Here is a 16,102-nt window from a genome sequence, read left to right as displayed (position 1 = left end):
ACCGGACCGGCACCGCGCGTCGTCAACATCACAACTACCCGGCACCGCTTCGTTCTGCGTCGCTGCATCAGCAGCAGAGAAACGAGATTATGAAGAACTTTCGCTACGTCGTCAACAGGTTTTTTCCAACTTCCTGAACCTGCCCGCTTCGCTGAAAGCCTTGCCACTGCTGGCTCTCCCGCCTCCCGTGCCCCGCTGTCCGGAGCACGAAAGAGCGAGATTCTAGCGAGCCCAACTCCGCCTTGCAAGCGTTATCTGGAATTTATTCAAGGCAGCTTTTTTACCGGCCCCGGCTCGTCGACGACGGGCGCTTTCGCATCGGGTGCCAAGCCGCGCGCAGCCGGCGCACCGATCGTCCAGTCGTGGAGCACGGTATAGGCGACCGCCAGCAAAGTCGGGCCGATGAAAACACCGAGGAAGCCGAAAGCAAATGCGCCACCCAGGATACCCAGCATCACCAGGATCAGAGGCATGTCGCTATTCTTGCCGATCAGGATCGGCTTGATGACGTTGTCTGACATGCCGACGACCAGCACGCCCCACACGACAAGAAAGATCGCCCATCCTGTCGCGCCGCCGTGGTACAGCCAGATTGCAGCGGGCAACCACACGACAACCGGGCCGCCCGGTATCACCGACAGAAAGAATGTCGCCAGCCCGAGCAGCGCCGGCGCCGGCACGCCGGCGATCCAGCATCCGAACCCGGCCAGAATCCCTTGCACGAGCGCCGTGCCGAGAATCCCGTAGACCACGCCCTTCACCGTGCTGCCAGCCAGCGCCAGCAGATAATCGGCGCGCTCGCCGGCAATACGCCGCATGCCCGCATTCAGCCAGGCCGCTGCGCCTTCGCCTCCCGTATAAAAGAAGAAAGCGAGCACGATGCTTAACGCCAGCAACCCGAGACCATGCGTAACAGCAATCGCAGCCGCCAGAATCCACTTGCCGGCCGGCGCCGCGAGCGTACGCAATTGCGCGATCAGTTCCGAATTGCTGCTTGTGAGACGCTCCCAGAATGCATCGATGCTGGAACCCACCAGCGGAATCCGGGCAACCCACGGTGGCAAATCCGGCAACCCGGCCTCGAAGAGCCGTTGAACCAGTGCGACGATTTCGTGCACGTGCGCCCCAAAGGCGAAGCCCGCATAGACGAACGGTCCGAGCACCACAATCAGAATGATCAACACGATCAAGGTGGCGGCCCCTTTGCGTCGGCCGCCCATGGCCGCGGTCAGCCGCCGGTACAAGCCCCACGAGCTATAGCTGAGAATGGCGCCCCACAGCAGCGCGGTCGTGAAAGGCGCCAGCACCAGCAGCGAGCCGCCCACCAGAATAATCAGCGCGAACACTGCGGCAAGGCGTTCGATCAGTTGGTCCGATTTCACAATGAATCTCCTGTTGCGCCAAACCCCAGTGACGAGCGGACATAAGCTTGTCGGGCGCCCGCTGAAAGGGTCAGTATAGAAGCGAGTCATGCGCCTGGGGCGTCTTATATCATCGAGCCAGGTCGCCCCGCAACGGCTCCACAGGCACGCTAAACAGCGCTGATTTTTCGCGTAGAAACGTCCTAATTCATCCGGCATTGCCGGCCAAACAATATGGCGGCATAGAAAAGACTAGAATATAAGGTTCTGTGCACCCCAATTTCCGGATTTATGCGCTCGCGAATCGCCAAACGTCTCCCCCCCGATGCCGACAAGCTTGTCGGTCTCTCGCTCGCGCTTTTCGCGTCGGGCAGCCGCACCGAGGACCGCTTCTGGGAAGCGAAACTCGATGCGCTGCTGGCCAAGATCGTCCGCAACGCCAACCAGACTACGCTGGACGCCGCGCTCGATCATCTGCAGCAAAATCATCCCGATGCCTACGGCGCGCTCGCCGATATGGCGGAAACCCATAGCGAGTCTTTCATCGTCGAACACGAAGGCGTGCCGTACGAGGCGCTGCTGATCGCCGCACCCGTACTCGCCTGGACGCGCTACATGATTCCGTCCGGTCCGCTCAAGACCGACGCCGCCGACGCCCTGCGCGCGCACCTGCAGGCGCACGTGCTCGCGGCCAACACGCGGGTCGCCATGGCGCCGTTCCTATACAGCATCGATCAACTGCCGCGTCATCACGTCGAAACCTGGCGCATTGCCCAGCAACTCACACAGGCGGCCATGGCCGGTGGCAACGTCAAGCTGAATTTCGGCGAGTTGCCGGAGACTTCGCCGATTCTGGCCGACCCGCGCTTCCTGCTGGCCGTGGTCGCGGCGCCGGTCGGCGAGCCGACGTTCCGCTGGCAGGAAGAAGAACACGGCAGCCGGATCGAGCGCGGGCAATGCCTCGAACAATGGGCCACGCAAGGCGGCGCCAATTTGTCGCTGGTGCTGCCGGGCTGCGAATTCGAGTGCCTGCTGCCGGATGCCTATTACTCGGCCTGCCGCGATGCCGACGAACGCGTGCGACCCCACACGGTGCGCACCGCCGTGCGCTATCTGTTCGACACGATCGGCGCGGCGCCGCAGGAGTTGCGCGCGGTTGTCGCGGGCTTCGGCGAACGCCGCATCGACGAATACCGCGTCGGCTTCACGCGCCGCGGCAGCAACGACGTGATCTACGGCGTCGTGTGGCCGCTGTACGGCCGTGAGAACGGCGAACCCGGCATCGACGAGGAACCGCAGGAAACCCCCGCCTCGGACGATCCGCTCGAAGAAATCGTCGCATTGCTCAAGGAGACCGGCGTGACCGAAGTGCGCCGCCACGCCGGCCGCTTCGAGCCGGAATACTGCGACGACTGCGGCGTGCCGCTGTATGCCGATCCGCTCGGCGAAATCGTCCACGCTGAAATGCCGGAAGACGCAGAACCTGCGCAGCCGCACTTCCATTGACCATCCTCGCCGGCGCGCTCGCGCGTCGAAGTCGACATAAAGAAGCCCCGCCACGCGCGGGGCTTTTTTTGCCGGTTCATTTTTACGTCATTCCTCTTATGCCTTTTGGACAGGCCGTCAAGTTGAAGGGAATTTGTCATCATAGGAACGGCGACGCATCGCGAACGCATCCGGCTCCTCACGTGCCGTGCGCGCGCATCGCGCCACTTCGCCCGACTCATCTGGAGACATGCATGCGATTCTCGATACTCAACTCAGACGCGGAACGACGTGATGGGCTCAAAGCGCTGCTGCGGCAAATCGACCGGCTGGCGCGTTTCAACGAGGCACAAGACTGGCGTCAGGTCGAACGCACGCTCAAACGTCAACGGCCCGACCTGCTCCTGATCGATTGGCAGGACTGGATGTCGATCGCCGACATTCGCCATCTGCTCAGCCATTACCCCGATCTGCGCATTGCCGTGCTCACCGATCAGATCTCGCCGGTCGCCGTGCGAGAACTGATGGACGAAGGCGTGCTCGGCGTCGTGCCGCGCGACACCGATCCTTGTCTGATCGTGCGCGCGTTTGAAATGGTGCTGCTGGGCGGTCACTACGTGCCGCCCGGCGCGCTGGCGCTCGATCCTCCGCTGCCGCCCGACACCGCGATCCGGCTGTTCGACGAGAAGAGCCCACCGCCGCGCCGCACCAGACTGGCCAACGTACTCTCGCCCCGTCAGCAGCAGATCATGCGCTGCGTCCACATGGGCAGCACCAACAAGATGATCGCGCGCACGCTCGGCATCAGCGAAGGCACCGTCAAGATCCATCTGACCAGCATATTCCAGCAGCTCGGTGCGCCGAATCGCGCCGCCGCGGTCGCGCTCTACAACGGCTGGCTGTCGAACCATTTGCAAGTGCTGCGCAATGGCGGCGATGGCCTGCTGCGCCCGATCATGGGGCAACCCGGCGTGGTGCCGTTGCGGCGCCGCGCGCGGCGCCGCTTCCAATATCCGTTGCCGGCTAACGACACGGCCGCCTTGCTGCCCATGGCTGCCGAACCAGGCGCGCCATATGGCGACGCGGCGCCCGCCGGAGCGGCACCGGACCCGCTCGCACAAGGTCCTGCATGAGTGCAGCCGGCGCGCGCAACAGAATCCGGGCGAGCACTTTCCGGCAGCGTTTGCGCGTGCTGGCATGGAATCCGCTCACACCTTTTCTCGTCCAACGAGTAATATGAGACTCATGGGTTTCCTCTACACACCGCTTCCGTTCTGGGTCGCTGTCGGTGGCTGGATCGCCACTGCGATAGTGGTCGCGCTCGCGCTGTGGAAAAATCCTTTCAAACGACTTCAGGACGGCACACTGCAGCATGTCTGGCTTGCGATCATCGTCGCAGTGTCGGTGCTGTGGGCAAGTAATGCATGGCTCGACGACGGCACCGTCATGCATCTGCTCGGCGCCACGCTAGTCGTCACGTTGTTCGACTGGGCGTTGGCGCTGATCGCCATGGCGGTGGTCACCGGTCTTGCCGCCGTCATCTTCGATGCCCCGTGGCAGGGCATCGCGCTAACTTTCCTCGTCTACGGTGCACTGCCGGTCGGCATTTCCACTTTGCTCCAGCGCATCAGCATCGCGTGGCTGCCACGCAATCTCTTCATGTTCATCCTCGGCCAGGGTTTTGTCTCGCCTGCCATCGCCGTGTCGCTCACGGCCGCCGCCGCCCTCGGCATTCACATCGCGCTCGCCGACGGTTCGATGACCGTGGTGCCTGCGGGCTACGCGTTCAGCGTGTTTCTACTTGCCATCGGGGAATCCTGGTTCACTGGCATGTCGACGGCATTGATCGCGGTCTACCGCCCTGCGTGGGTCACCACTTATGATGTGCGGCGATACCGGCTAGGCGGCCCACGCACCTGACACTTGCGCGGGCACCGAACGCGTACTTGCGGCAATTGGCGACTCGACAACATCGAGCCGCCAGCGGACACGCCATCAACAGGACAAAATATTTGTGTCAGGATTGAACTCCACCCTCTCGCCGGGCATCTTACGTGCCTCATCTCATTAGCGTCTAACGAACTAGATGGATCGCACCAACGTACCGCGCCGATTGCTGCGGTTGGTCGGCCGGTTGGCAACATGTGCGGCGAGTCTCTCGCTCATATGCTCTGCTCCCGCATTCGCCGATCAACTCGAGCAGCACAACGATCTCGTCAACAAATTTGTCAATGATATGCACGCGGACCCGCTGGTCGCGGACTGCGCGGCGCATGGCAACTTTGTTGCCAGCACGTCGACCGCCTTCGACCATGTCGAATTTCCACCTAGTTCGTTCGACAGCGCGCACGCGTCGGTCACGCCATGGAACGATTCGTTCGACGAGGGCAAGCAGCGCGTCAAGGTAGATAACATCGTCACCGTCGAAGGGCTCGGCATCCGCCAGAGTGGCGGCGGCGATCCTGCCGATCTGAAGTTCCGCTGCGGCTATGTCGGCGCGCAGATGCTGGCGTTCAGCTGGAACGATCCGGTGCCGCCGACCCGTGCACGCAGCGCTGAACCATCGGGGTCGCAAGCGTCGTCAGGCAAGCATAAAAGCGCCAAAGGCAAGCACTCGGCGAGCGGCAAAACGACGAAGAAGGCGACCACGAAGTCTTCCAAACCGAGTTCGGGCAAATCGTCGCGAACGAGTTCGAACAAAGCAACCGCGAAGAAGACACCGGCGAAGAAAAAGACTCAATAACGGGTCACGCTTGCGGCATCGGGCCGCCGGTGCCATAGGTCAAAACAAGCGCTCCAATGAAAACAAGGCACACACCGTGAAGTGTGTGCCTTGTTTTTTTATGCGCGGCGATGTTCAGGCAAATGTTTCCACGTGCCGCAAGATCGCCTGCAGCATCGCAGCACCGAGCGACGCGCTACGCTCACCGTTCCAACCCACCCGTTCGTCGGGCAGATTGGCGTTGTCCTTGAATGGCATCTCCAGGGTGAGCGACAGACAACCGAATTCGTTGCCGATGTACTTCGACGCCAGCTTCAGTGCGTCCTCGCGATACTTGCTCGCGGCGTAGCCGTACTTGTCCTGAAAATCAGGGCTCGCCTGCTTGAACGCTTCAATGAACGCCTTCTGCTCCTGCCCTTGCCGTTCGGTAAAGCCCGGCAGCATTTCGGAGCCGGCCACGAACACGTAAGGCAGCGCCTCGTCGCCGTGGATATCGAAGAACAGATCGCAACCGGTGGCATGAATCGCGTCGCGCACCACCAGCACCTCAGGACTGCGCGTGGCATCCGGCTCCATCCACTCGCGATTCAGATTCGCTCCGGCCGCATTGGTGCGCAGATTGCCGTGCACGCTGCCGTCCGGATTCATGTTCGGCACGATGTAGAAGACGACGTGATCGTAAAGCTTGCGCGCAACCGGGTCGCCCGCCCAATCGCCCCAACCCGCGAGCCGCTTCACGAGACCTTCGATAAACCATTCGGCCATCGTCTCGCCGGGATGCTGGCGCGCGATCAGCCAGATTTTCTTCTTGGGCGTGTCGCCGCTTTGCGGCGTGCCGAGCGTGAGCAGCGACATGGGCCGGCCTTCGACGGTCGTGCCCAATTCGGTGAGCGTGGCCTGCGGCATCTGCTGCACCGCCCCGAGAAACTCCGAATGACGCTCCTCGCTGTACGGCTCGAAGTACGCGTAGTAAATACGGTCGAAATCCGGCGTGTGATCGATCGTCAGCACACGGCCGTCGTAGGACGTGGGCACGCGAAACCAGTTCACGCGATCATAGCTCGCCACCGCCTGATAGTCGCGCCAGCCTTCGGCGAAGGCACACGCGGCCGCATTCTCGAAGGTCATCACGCAGCGCTCGCCCGCCGCGCCCGACAAACCGAAATAAAACCACTGCGCGAACTCGGCATGGCTGTCCGGCCGCACGCGCAAGCGGATATTGCCCGCGTCTTCGCAGGACAGCACTTCGATCGCACCCGCGTCGAAGTTGCTTGTAATCGATAACGTCATGATGTTCTTCCCTGCTTCTATGCGCGGCGCAACGCTTATTCAGCGACGCGGCGGCGGAATACGTAAGTGGAATCGTTCGAAGCATCGGCGTCGAACGCATAGCCGTCGGCGTCGAAGTCCTTCAGTTGCTCAGGCCTGTCGAGGCGGTTCTCCACGGCATAACGCGCCATCAGGCCGCGCGCGCGCTTTGCATGAAAGCTGATGATCTTGTAGCGGCCGCCCTTCCAGTCCTCGAAAACAGGCGTGATGATCGGCGCTTCGAGCAGCTTCGGCTTGACCGACTTGAAGTACTCGCCCGATGCGCAGTTCACCAGCACGCGCGATGCCGCGGCGTTCTTCTTCAATTGCGCATTCAACGCCTGCGTGATGCGCTCGCCCCAGAACGCGTACAGATCCTTGCCGCGCGGGTTGACGAAACGCGTACCCATTTCGAGCCGGTAAGGCTGCAGCAGATCGAGTGGACGCAGCAAACCGTACAGGCCGGACAACACGCGCACGTGATTCTGCGCATAGTCCAGATCCGCCGACGAGAGCGTCTTTGCGTTGAAGCCCTCGTACACGTCGCCATTGAACGCCAGCACCGCCTGCTTGGCGTTGTGCGTGCCGAACTTGGGCGACCACTGCGCGTAACGCTGGAAATTGAGGTGCGCGAGCTGATCCGAAATGTCCATCAGGGAGGCGATCTGCTGCGGCGACAAACGACGCAATCCGCCGATCAATTCGGCCGCATCGTCGACAAAATCGGGGATCGTGTGCTTTTTGACGTGAGGCGGGGTTTCGTAGTCGAGCGATTTCGCCGGCGACAGAACGATTATCATAGAGGCTTGCAGGCACGCCGTGCCTGGCGGTCAAAGACGAAAGCCAGATTGTAACGAATGCCCGGTTCCCATGCCTCACCCGACGCTTTGCGCGTCGTCCTCGATTCCAATGTGTGGATCGACATACTCGTGTTCGACGACCCGCACACGCGGCCGATCGCGGCCGCGCTCGAAAGCGGCGCGCTGGCCGCGCTGATCGACGCGCGCTGCCTCGCCGAACTCGCCTACGTGCTCGACTATCCGCAATTCGTGCATCGGAACGTGGACAAGGCCGCGGCGCTGGCGGTCGTCGCGCGGCTCGCGCAGCTGGTCGAACCCGAGGCGCAAGCGGAAGACGCCAAGCCGTTGCCCAAATGCAAAGACCGCGACGACCAGAAGTTTCTCGAGCTCGCGCACGCCGCGCAGGCCCACTGGCTGGTTTCGAAGGACCGCGCGGTATTGAAGCTGGCCAAGCGGATTGCGCGTGACTTCGGCTTTCAGATCGCGCAGCCGGCGCCGTTCGTCGCCGCCATCGGCATGTCCCTGAGCGCCGCCGGCGAGCCTTTAACAGCATGACTCTTCAGCCGCATGGCCCTGGCCGGACGGCTAACGTGAGTTCCGTGGCGCGCACACCACGCCGCGATTCCCTACAATCAGGCTTCGCCCGTTTCAAACGACGCCTTTGCCCAACCCACTTGCCCACGCTCCGGACAGCGCCATGAATGCACCGCACGACACGCCCACGAGTCCCACGTTTCCGTCTCGCCTGCCGGATGTCGGCACGACGATTTTCACGGTGATGAGCGCGCTCGCCGCCGAAAAAGGCGCGGTGAATCTCGGTCAGGGCTTTCCCGATTTCAACTGCGATCCGCGGATCGTCGACGCGGTCGCGAACGCCATGCGCGACGGCCATAACCAGTACCCGCCAATGGCCGGCGCCGCGCCGCTGCGTCAGGCGATCTCGGACAAGATCGAGAACCTGTACGGCCGCCGCTACAACGCCACCACCGAAATCACCGTGACAGCGGGCGCGACGCAAGCATTGCTGACCGCGATTCTGTGCACGGTCCACCCGGGCGACGAAGTGATCGTGGTCGAGCCGACCTACGACAGCTACCTGCCGTCCATCGAACTGGCGGGCGGCAAGCCGGTATTCGTCACGCTCGACGCGCCCGACTACGCGATCCCGTTCGACAAGCTGGCCGCCGCGATCACGCCGAAAACGCGGCTCCTGCTGATCAACACGCCGCACAATCCGACCGGCACGGTCTGGCGCGCGGATGACATGCGCAAGCTCGAAGAGATCGTGCGCGGCACCAACGTGCTGATCCTGTCCGACGAAGTGTATGAACACATGGTCTACGACGGCGCGCCGCACGAGAGCGTGGCCCGCTATCCGGAACTGGCGCAACGCAGTTTCGTGGTGTCGAGCTTCGGCAAGACCTACCACGTGACGGGCTGGAAGGTCGGCTACGTGGCCGCGCCCGCCGCGCTCACCGCCGAGTTCCGCAAGGTGCACCAGTTCAACGTGTTCACGGTGAACACGCCAATGCAGATCGGCCTCGCCGACTACATGAAAGATCCGTCTCCGTATCTCGACTTGCCGGCGTTTTATCAGAAGAAGCGCGACTTCTTCCGCGCCGGCCTCGCGAATTCGCGCTTCAAGCTGTTGCCGTGCACGGGCACGTACTTTCAGTGCGTCGACTATTCGGCGATCAGCGACTTGCCCGAAGCCGAATTCGCGCAATGGCTGACCGGCGAGATCGGCGTCGCGGCCATTCCCGTCTCGGCGTTCTATCACGAGGCCCATGAGTCGGGCGTGGTGCGCTTCTGCTTCGCCAAGCAGGAAAACACACTCGCCACCGCGCTCGAGCGGCTGGCGCGCCTCTAGCATGTCCCGCGCGATGCCGCGAACGAACCTACGTTCCTCGCCATCGCGCGCAGCGGCCGGGGCGTGCGCGGCACGCGCCGGTCCGCTTCCTTCGGGGCAACGCCCGTCAAGCAGGGCGCGATGCCGCGATATGCGCCTTGCGGTCCTCGGTCACACGCTGCGCGGCCGGCCTAGGGTTGATCGCTTTCACATAGCTCTTCCAGTCAATGCCGGCGTCGACCAGAAAATCGCTGCCGTAAATGGTCTGCGTTGCCATGCCCACCAGCGGCAAGCTCACATAACCGGCCGTATCCGCCACGCTGAAGCGTTCGCCCATCAGATACGGCCCGAACTTCGCGATCCGTTTGAAGCCGGCAATGTGGTGCTTGAGCAGTTTCTCCACGCGCCCCTTGGTCGCGTCGGTCACGGTGCCGCCGAAGAACGCTTCCTTGTAGAGGTTGCGCGCGGTCAGTTCGAGATGCACGTCGACGAACATGATCAGTTCGCGCTCCTTGGCCGCTTCCCATGGGTCGGCGGAGAAAATCGCCTTGTCGGGAAACCGCGCGGCCAGATACTCGACGATGCATTGCGATTCGCACAGATCGCCGTCTTCAGTCTGCAGATAAGGCACTTTGCCGAGCGGCGAATGCTCGAGCATCGCCTCGTCCTGACTCGGCTTCACGGACACTTCCTCGAACGGAATGCCGTGTTCGAGCAGCACGAACTTCACTTTGTTGTAATAGTTAGAGAGCGCGAAACCGCACAGCTTGATCATCAGGTGTCTCCTTCCCTTGAGTTGTATGCGACCGCCCGTCAACGTCAAAGCAGCGGCCTTCGTTCAATCATCCAGTAAATTGCACGATCGTGCTATTCTAAAATAACCATGGAGTCGAGCATCACAATGACCTCTCGCAATTTCAGCATCGAGACTATTGGCATTGTCGGAACCGGAGCAATGGGCCGCGGCATCGCCCAGATCGCCGCACTGGCTGGGCTCACCGTGCGTCTGTACGACACCAACCCTGCTGCGATCGGCGCCGCGCGCGACTACCTTGCCGAGACTTTCGCCAAATTGACCGCCAAAGGCAAGCTCGACCAGGCGCGCTCGCTTGCGGCGCTCGCGAACGTGAGCGGCGCGCAAAGCATCGGCGAGCTGGCCGGTTGCGATCTGGTCGTGGAGGCGATTGTCGAGAAACTCGACGTGAAGCAGACACTGTTCCGCGAACTCGAAACCGTCGTGAGCGGCAACTGCGTGCTGGCGTCCAATACGTCTTCGCTGTCCATCACGGCGATTGCCGCCGGCTGCAGTGACCCGTCGCGCGTGGTCGGTTATCACTTCTTCAACCCCGTGCCGCTGATGAAGGTCGTCGAAGTGATCGACGGTCTGCGCAGCGACCCCGCGGCCGGTGACGCGCTGATGGATCTCGCGCGCCGCATGGGTCACACGCCGGTGCGCGCGAAAGATATGCCCGGCTTCATCGTGAATCACGCGGGCCGTGGCATGAATACCGAAGGCTTGCGCGTGGCGGGTGAAGGCGTGGCCAGTTTCGCCGACATCGACCGCATCATGCGCGAGCAGGCAGGCTTTCGCCTCGGACCGTTCGAGTTGCTCGATCTGACGGCGCTGGACGTCTCGCATCCGGTGATGGAGTCGATCTATCACCAGTTCTATGAAGAGCCGCGCTTCACGCCGTCGCCCATCACCGGCACGCGGCTCGCGGGCGGATTGATCGGCCGCAAGACGGGCGAAGGCTTTTATCGCTACGAAGAGGGCAAGCAGCAAGTGCCTGCCGAAGCGCCCGCGCCGACTGAATTGCCGGCCAGCGTGTGGGTCAGCAAGCGTTATCCGCAAGCTCACGATGCCGTCGTGCAACTCATTGAGAAAGCCGGCGTGAAACTCGACGACGGCGCTACGCCCGCAGCGAATTCGCTGATCGTCGTCACACCGTTCGGCCACGATGCGACCACGGCCGCTGTCGACGAAGCACTCGACGCCAGCCGCGTCGTCGCCATCGATACGCTCTTCCCGCTCGTCGGAGCGCAACGCCGCACGCTGATGACCACACCCGCCACCACGCGCGCCGCGCGTGACACGGCGCACGCGCTCTTTGCCGCCGACGGCGTGCCCGTCACCGTGATCCGCGACTCGACCGGCTTCGTCGCGCAACGGGTGGTGGCGACCATCGTCAATATCGGCTGCGACATCGCGCAAAAACAGATCGCCACGCCGGACGATATCGACCTTGCCGTCACGCTCGGCCTCGGCTACCCGCGCGGCCCGCTTGCCCTCGGCGACGCGCTAGGCTCGACGACCATTCTCGCGATCTTGCGCAACATGTTCAGCGTGCTCGGCGATCCGCGCTATCGTCCGTCGCCCTGGCTTGCGCGACGCGCCCAGCTTGGCCTGTCGCTCACTCAGCGCGACGCGGCCGATACCGAAACGCAGACACTGGAGACGCAACAATGAGCGCCGAGCTGCTGACCTCGCGCCCCAACGAAAGCGAATCGACGCTGGTCCTTACGCTTTCGAACCCCGGCGCACGCAACGCGCTGCATCCGGACATGTACGCCGCCGGCATCGAGGCGCTCGACTCGGTGGAGCGCGATCCGTCGATTCGCGCCGTCGTAATTACCGGCGCCGACAACTTCTTTTGCGCGGGCGGCAATCTGAACCGCCTGCTGGAAAACCGTGCGAAAGATCCGTCCGTGCAAGCCGAAAGCATCGATCTGCTCGGCGAATGGATCTCGGCGCTGCGTCTATCGTCGAAGCCGGTGATCGCCGCCGTCGATGGCGCCGCAGCCGGCGCGGGATTCTCGCTCGCGCTCGCGTGCGACCTGATCGTCGCCGCGGACGATGCCAAGTTCGTCATGTCGTATGCACGTGTCGGCCTGACCCCCGACGGCGGCGGTTCGTGGTTTCTCGCTCAAGCCCTGCCGCGTCAATTGGCCACCGAAGTGCTGATCGAAGGCAAACCGATCGGCGCCACGCGTCTGCATGAACTCGGCGTCGTCAACAAACTGGTCAAGACCGGTGCCGTGCGCGATTCCGCGATTGCATGGGCCGACGAGCTCGGCAAGATTTCGCCTAACTCGGTCGCGCGCATCAAGGGGTTGATCAGCGCAGCCGGCACGCAGCCGCTCGCCGATCATCTCGTGGCGGAGCGCGACAGCTTTGTGGCCTCGCTGCATCACCGTGAAGGGCTGGAAGGCATTTCCGCGTTCCTCGAAAAACGCGCGCCGGTCTACAAGTGAGCGAAGGGACGATGCCTGACTACCAGCTGCCCAAGCGCCGCCGCATCTTTCTGATGCGTCACGGCGACGTCACCTACTTCGACGACTCCGGCCGCGCGATCGATCCCGAAACGGTGCCCCTGAACGCCAACGGCCGCGCGCAGGCCAGCGCGGCGGGCCGCGTGTTCGCCGAACAGCAGGTCCGCTTCGACCGCGTGATCGTCAGTGGCTTGCCGCGCACCATCGAAACCGCGCGGCGCGTGTTGGCCGAGACCGGCCAGCAGATCGAACTCGAAATCGAACCTGCCTGGGAAGAGATTCGCGGCGGCAAGCTCGGCAATATTCCGCCGCAGGATATCGAGGCCGCGTTTCTCGGCGTGTTCGACGGCATCGTGCCGGACAGCACGCGCTTTCTCGACGGCGAGACCATCGGCGCCCTGTTCGATCGCGTTTTGCCCGCGGTTGCGGCGTTGCGAGAAGACACGTCGTGGGACACCGTGCTGCTCGTGCTGCACGGTGGTGTGAATCGGGCAATCCTGTCGCATGCGCTCACCGCCGGTGGCCGCACGTTCTTCGGCCATCTGGCGCAAGCCACCGGCTGCATCAACGCGCTCGACGTGGGCGCTGCCCCGCGCGACTGGGTGCTGCGCACGATCAACTATTCACCGCCGTCGCCGCTGCATCGCGACGTCCGCAACACCACGATGGAAATGCTCTACGCACAATTCATTCATTACAAGCGTAGCTGAACCCCGAACTGGAGGAGACAGATGGTGCAAGCCACACAGACCGGCGAACCAGAACACCAACCGGACTATTCGGACTTCGAGGGCACGCGCCCGGTCAGCGAGCGGCAACGCTTCGACACCGATGCGCTCGCCAGCTGGCTGACCCAGCATGTCGACGGATTTTCCGGGCCGCTCACGCTGGAGCAATTCGCCGGTGGTCAGTCCAATCCCACGTTCAAACTGCTCACGCCGTCGCGTTCGTATGTGATGCGCGCGAAGCCAGGGCCGGCGGCGAAACTGCTGCCGTCAGCGCACGCCGTCGAACGCGAATACCGCGTGATGCATGCGCTCGGCGACACTGACGTGCCGGTCGCAAACATGCTCGCCTTGTGCGAGGACGAAAGCGTGATCGGCCGCGCGTTCTATGTGATGGAGTTCGTCGAAGGCCGCGTGCTGTGGGATCAATCGTTGCCCGGCATGACGCCCGCCGGGCGCGCCGCCATCTACGACGAAATGAACCGCGTGATCGCGGCGCTGCACAGTGTGGACGTCGCGGCTGTGGGCCTCGCTGACTACGGCAAGCCAGGCAATTACTTCGTGCGCCAGATCGGCCGCTGGAGCAAGCAGTACATCGCATCCGAGACCGAGCCGATCGACGCGATGCAGCGCCTGATCGAATGGCTGCCGCAGCATATGCCGGCCGAAACGGGTGAGCGCGCATCGGTCGTGCATGGCGACTACCGGCTCGACAATCTGATTTTTCATCCCGACGAGCCGCGCGTGCTCGCGGTGCTCGACTGGGAGTTGTCGACGCTCGGCGATCCGCTCGCCGACTTCGCGTATCACTGCATGGCGTGGCACGTCGACCCAACGCAATTCCGCGGCATCGCGGGCCTCGATTGGGCGGCCCTCGGCATTCCCGACGAGCGCGAGTACGTCGAGCGCTATTGTCAACGCACTGGCTTCGAGATTCACGGCGACTGGAATTTCTACCTGGCGTACAACATGTTTCGCATTGCCGCGATCCTGCAAGGCATCATGAAACGCGTCGTCGACGGCACCGCGGCCAGCGCTCAGGCACTCGACGCCGGCCGTCGCGCGAAGCCGATGGCCGAACTCGCCTGGCGCTACGCGCAGAAAGTGCGCTGACCGGAATCGCGCGCTAAGTCGCGCGTCCGGGTGTGCATCGTGCTGCGCCCCGAACAAACGTCGTTCGTTACTCATCATCCGCGAGGTCCTACGTGAATTTCGACTACACCCCGAAGGTTCAGGCGTTGCGCGAGAAACTGCTCGCATTCTTCGACGAGCACATCTATCCGAACGAGCAGGCGTTCTACGCGGAAATCGCACGCAATCGCCAGAACGGCAACGCGTGGCTGCCGACCGAACTGATCGAACAACTCAAGCAGAAAGCGCGCGACGCCGGCTTATGGAACCTGTTCCTGCCCGACTCCGTGCGCGGTGCGGGCTTGACGAATCTCGAATACGCGCCGTTGTGCGAGATCATGGGCCGCGTGCCTTGGGCGCCTGAAGTATTCAACTGCAACGCGCCCGACACCGGCAACATGGAAACGATCGAGCGCTACGGCAGCGACGACAACAAGCGCGCGTGGCTCGAACCGCTGCTGCAAGGTCAGATCCGTTCGGCGTTTCTGATGACGGAACCTGAAGTGGCGTCGTCGGATGCGACCAATATCCAGACCAGCATCGTGCGCGATGGCGATTACTACGTGATCAACGGCCACAAGTGGTGGTCGTCCGGCGCGGGCGATCCGCGCTGCAAGATCTATATCGTCATGGGCAAGACCGATCCGGAAGCGCCCCGCCATCAGCAGCAGTCGATGATTCTGATTCCCGCCGACGCCACCGGCATCACCGTGCATCGCCCGCTCACCGTCTTCGGTTACGACGACGCGCCGCACGGGCACATGGAAATCACGCTCGAGAATGTGCGCGTGCCGGTCGGCAACATGCTGCTCGGTGAAGGCCGTGGCTTCGAAATCGCGCAGGGCCGACTCGGACCGGGACGCATCCATCACTGCATGCGTTTGATCGGTCTTGCTGAACGCGCGCTCGAATTGATGGCGAAACGCTCGCTGCAACGTGTCGCGTTCGGCAAGCCGGTCGCCGCGCAAGGCGTCACGCAGGAGCGTATCGCCGAAGCGCGCTGCATGATCGAACAGGCGCGCCTCCTCACCCTGAAAACCGCCTACATGATGGACACCGTCGGCAACAAGGGCGCGCGCGGCGAGATCGCCATGATCAAGGTCGTTGCGCCGAACATGGCGTGTCAGGTGATCGACTGGGCAATTCAGGCGCACGGCGGCGGCGGTGTCAGCGACGACTTCCCGCTCGCGTATGCCTACGCGTCGGCACGAACGCTGCGTTTCGCCGACGGTCCCGACGAGGTGCATCGCAACGCGATCGCCAAGCTCGAACTCGCGCGTTATATGGATGCCGGCGCGGCCGCTCGTGTGGAGACGCCGATCACGCGGGTTTGATGCTGAGCCGAACCGTCACGCCCGGCGCAGCGCGGTCGCGACCGACTCGCGGCGCCGCAAGCAGCATCGCGCGATCTATGCTCTAATTTTCGTCAACTGCGGCGCCCTTCGAGGCGC

General features: G+C 63.0%; 15 protein-coding genes. 11 read left to right on the top strand and 4 right to left on the bottom strand.

What is annotated here, in order from left to right:
* Positions 1-266: 266 nt before the first annotated feature.
* Positions 267-1,382, bottom strand: a complete 1,116-nt coding sequence (locus ACQKRQ_RS23890) for an AI-2E family transporter (RefSeq protein ID WP_427479789.1) — start codon at positions 1,380-1,382, stop codon at positions 267-269.
* Between the two features lie 270 nt (positions 1,383-1,652).
* Between ACQKRQ_RS23890 and ACQKRQ_RS23885 the strand changes: the two genes are divergently transcribed.
* From ACQKRQ_RS23885 to ACQKRQ_RS23870, 4 genes are all read left to right on the top strand, one after another.
* The gene (locus ACQKRQ_RS23885) at positions 1,653-2,867 is read left to right on the top strand and encodes a DUF2863 family protein (protein ID WP_132375225.1); all 1,215 of its coding nucleotides are present in this window, start codon (positions 1,653-1,655) and stop codon (positions 2,865-2,867) included.
* 233 nt (positions 2,868-3,100) lie between these two features.
* Positions 3,101-3,979: a LuxR C-terminal-related transcriptional regulator gene (locus ACQKRQ_RS23880; RefSeq protein ID WP_427479787.1), complete on the top strand. Its 879-nt coding sequence runs from the start codon at positions 3,101-3,103 to the stop codon at positions 3,977-3,979.
* A 112-nt stretch (positions 3,980-4,091) separates the two neighbouring features.
* The gene (locus ACQKRQ_RS23875; RefSeq protein ID WP_132375227.1) at positions 4,092-4,766 is read left to right on the top strand and encodes an energy-coupling factor ABC transporter permease; all 675 of its coding nucleotides are present in this window, start codon (positions 4,092-4,094) and stop codon (positions 4,764-4,766) included.
* Between the two features lie 166 nt (positions 4,767-4,932).
* Positions 4,933-5,589, top strand: a complete 657-nt coding sequence (locus ACQKRQ_RS23870) for a BspC domain-containing protein (protein WP_408432472.1) — start codon at positions 4,933-4,935, stop codon at positions 5,587-5,589.
* Positions 5,590-5,703: 114 nt separating this feature from the next.
* Here the strand turns inward: ACQKRQ_RS23870 and ACQKRQ_RS23865 are convergent, their stop codons facing one another.
* Both ACQKRQ_RS23865 and yaaA read right to left on the bottom strand, forming a co-directional pair.
* Positions 5,704-6,858: a M14 family metallopeptidase gene (locus ACQKRQ_RS23865; protein ID WP_427479785.1), complete on the bottom strand. Its 1,155-nt coding sequence runs from the start codon at positions 6,856-6,858 to the stop codon at positions 5,704-5,706.
* 35 nt (positions 6,859-6,893) lie between these two features.
* Positions 6,894-7,676: a peroxide stress protein YaaA gene (gene yaaA, locus ACQKRQ_RS23860; RefSeq protein ID WP_132375230.1), complete on the bottom strand. Its 783-nt coding sequence runs from the start codon at positions 7,674-7,676 to the stop codon at positions 6,894-6,896.
* Positions 7,677-7,733: 57 nt separating this feature from the next.
* On the opposite strand from yaaA, the gene ACQKRQ_RS23855 reads away from it, so the two are divergent.
* Positions 7,734-8,231, top strand: a complete 498-nt coding sequence (locus tag ACQKRQ_RS23855; RefSeq protein WP_427479783.1) for a putative toxin-antitoxin system toxin component, PIN family — start codon at positions 7,734-7,736, stop codon at positions 8,229-8,231.
* 142 nt (positions 8,232-8,373) lie between these two features.
* On the top strand, positions 8,374-9,546 hold the full coding sequence (locus ACQKRQ_RS23850; protein ID WP_132375232.1) for a pyridoxal phosphate-dependent aminotransferase: 1,173 nt from the start codon (positions 8,374-8,376) through the stop codon (positions 9,544-9,546).
* Between the two features lie 106 nt (positions 9,547-9,652).
* Here ACQKRQ_RS23850 and ACQKRQ_RS23845 read toward each other — a convergent pair whose 3' ends face one another.
* On the bottom strand, positions 9,653-10,300 hold the full coding sequence (locus ACQKRQ_RS23845; protein ID WP_132375233.1) for a glutathione S-transferase family protein: 648 nt from the start codon (positions 10,298-10,300) through the stop codon (positions 9,653-9,655).
* Between the two features lie 126 nt (positions 10,301-10,426).
* Here ACQKRQ_RS23845 and ACQKRQ_RS23840 point away from each other — a divergent pair, with 126 nt between their 5' ends.
* The 5 genes from ACQKRQ_RS23840 (at position 10,427) to ACQKRQ_RS23820 (ending at position 15,985) form a co-directional block, all read left to right on the top strand.
* Positions 10,427-11,992: a 3-hydroxyacyl-CoA dehydrogenase gene (locus ACQKRQ_RS23840; RefSeq protein WP_427479782.1), complete on the top strand. Its 1,566-nt coding sequence runs from the start codon at positions 10,427-10,429 to the stop codon at positions 11,990-11,992.
* Positions 11,989-12,777 (top strand): oxepin-CoA hydrolase, alternative type, encoded by a 789-nt coding sequence (locus ACQKRQ_RS23835; protein WP_427479780.1) that lies wholly within the window; start codon positions 11,989-11,991, stop codon positions 12,775-12,777. The genes ACQKRQ_RS23840 and ACQKRQ_RS23835 overlap by 4 nt, the downstream gene beginning before the upstream one ends.
* Positions 12,778-12,788: 11 nt before the next feature.
* Positions 12,789-13,505 (top strand): histidine phosphatase family protein, encoded by a 717-nt coding sequence (locus ACQKRQ_RS23830; protein ID WP_427479779.1) that lies wholly within the window; start codon positions 12,789-12,791, stop codon positions 13,503-13,505.
* Positions 13,506-13,526: 21 nt separating this feature from the next.
* The gene (locus ACQKRQ_RS23825; RefSeq protein ID WP_427479778.1) at positions 13,527-14,633 is read left to right on the top strand and encodes a phosphotransferase; all 1,107 of its coding nucleotides are present in this window, start codon (positions 13,527-13,529) and stop codon (positions 14,631-14,633) included.
* A 92-nt stretch (positions 14,634-14,725) separates the two neighbouring features.
* Complete coding sequence (locus ACQKRQ_RS23820) at positions 14,726-15,985, top strand: acyl-CoA dehydrogenase family protein (protein WP_132375238.1); 1,260 nt, start codon at positions 14,726-14,728, stop codon at positions 15,983-15,985.
* Positions 15,986-16,102: the final 117 nt, after the last annotated feature.

This window comes from Paraburkholderia sp. NPDC080076 (assembly GCF_050281145.1).
In the GTDB taxonomy this organism is placed as follows: Bacteria; Pseudomonadota; Gammaproteobacteria; order Burkholderiales; family Burkholderiaceae; genus Paraburkholderia.
The sequence above is the reverse complement of the archived record's forward strand: the minus strand, read 5'-3'. Positions and strand labels throughout refer to the sequence as shown.

Excerpts from the sequence above, each read along its gene's own strand:
- ACQKRQ_RS23885 (WP_132375225.1), top strand. The coding sequence starts at position 1,653 with ATGCGCTCGCGAATCGCCAAACGTCTCCCCCCCGATGCCGACAAGCTT.
- ACQKRQ_RS23880 (WP_427479787.1), top strand. The coding sequence starts at position 3,101 with ATGCGATTCTCGATACTCAACTCAGACGCGGAACGACGTGATGGGCTC.
- ACQKRQ_RS23875 (WP_132375227.1), top strand. The coding sequence starts at position 4,092 with ATGGGTTTCCTCTACACACCGCTTCCGTTCTGGGTCGCTGTCGGTGGC.
- ACQKRQ_RS23870 (WP_408432472.1), top strand. The coding sequence starts at position 4,933 with ATGGATCGCACCAACGTACCGCGCCGATTGCTGCGGTTGGTCGGCCGG.
- ACQKRQ_RS23865 (WP_427479785.1), bottom strand. The coding sequence starts at position 6,858 with ATGACGTTATCGATTACAAGCAACTTCGACGCGGGTGCGATCGAAGTG.
- yaaA (WP_132375230.1), bottom strand. The coding sequence starts at position 7,676 with ATGATAATCGTTCTGTCGCCGGCGAAATCGCTCGACTACGAAACCCCG.
- ACQKRQ_RS23855 (WP_427479783.1), top strand. The coding sequence starts at position 7,734 with ATGCCCGGTTCCCATGCCTCACCCGACGCTTTGCGCGTCGTCCTCGAT.
- ACQKRQ_RS23850 (WP_132375232.1), top strand. The coding sequence starts at position 8,374 with ATGAATGCACCGCACGACACGCCCACGAGTCCCACGTTTCCGTCTCGC.
- ACQKRQ_RS23845 (WP_132375233.1), bottom strand. The coding sequence starts at position 10,300 with ATGATCAAGCTGTGCGGTTTCGCGCTCTCTAACTATTACAACAAAGTG.
- ACQKRQ_RS23840 (WP_427479782.1), top strand. The coding sequence starts at position 10,427 with ATGACCTCTCGCAATTTCAGCATCGAGACTATTGGCATTGTCGGAACC.
- ACQKRQ_RS23835 (WP_427479780.1), top strand. The coding sequence starts at position 11,989 with ATGAGCGCCGAGCTGCTGACCTCGCGCCCCAACGAAAGCGAATCGACG.
- ACQKRQ_RS23830 (WP_427479779.1), top strand. The coding sequence starts at position 12,789 with ATGCCTGACTACCAGCTGCCCAAGCGCCGCCGCATCTTTCTGATGCGT.
- ACQKRQ_RS23825 (WP_427479778.1), top strand. The coding sequence starts at position 13,527 with ATGGTGCAAGCCACACAGACCGGCGAACCAGAACACCAACCGGACTAT.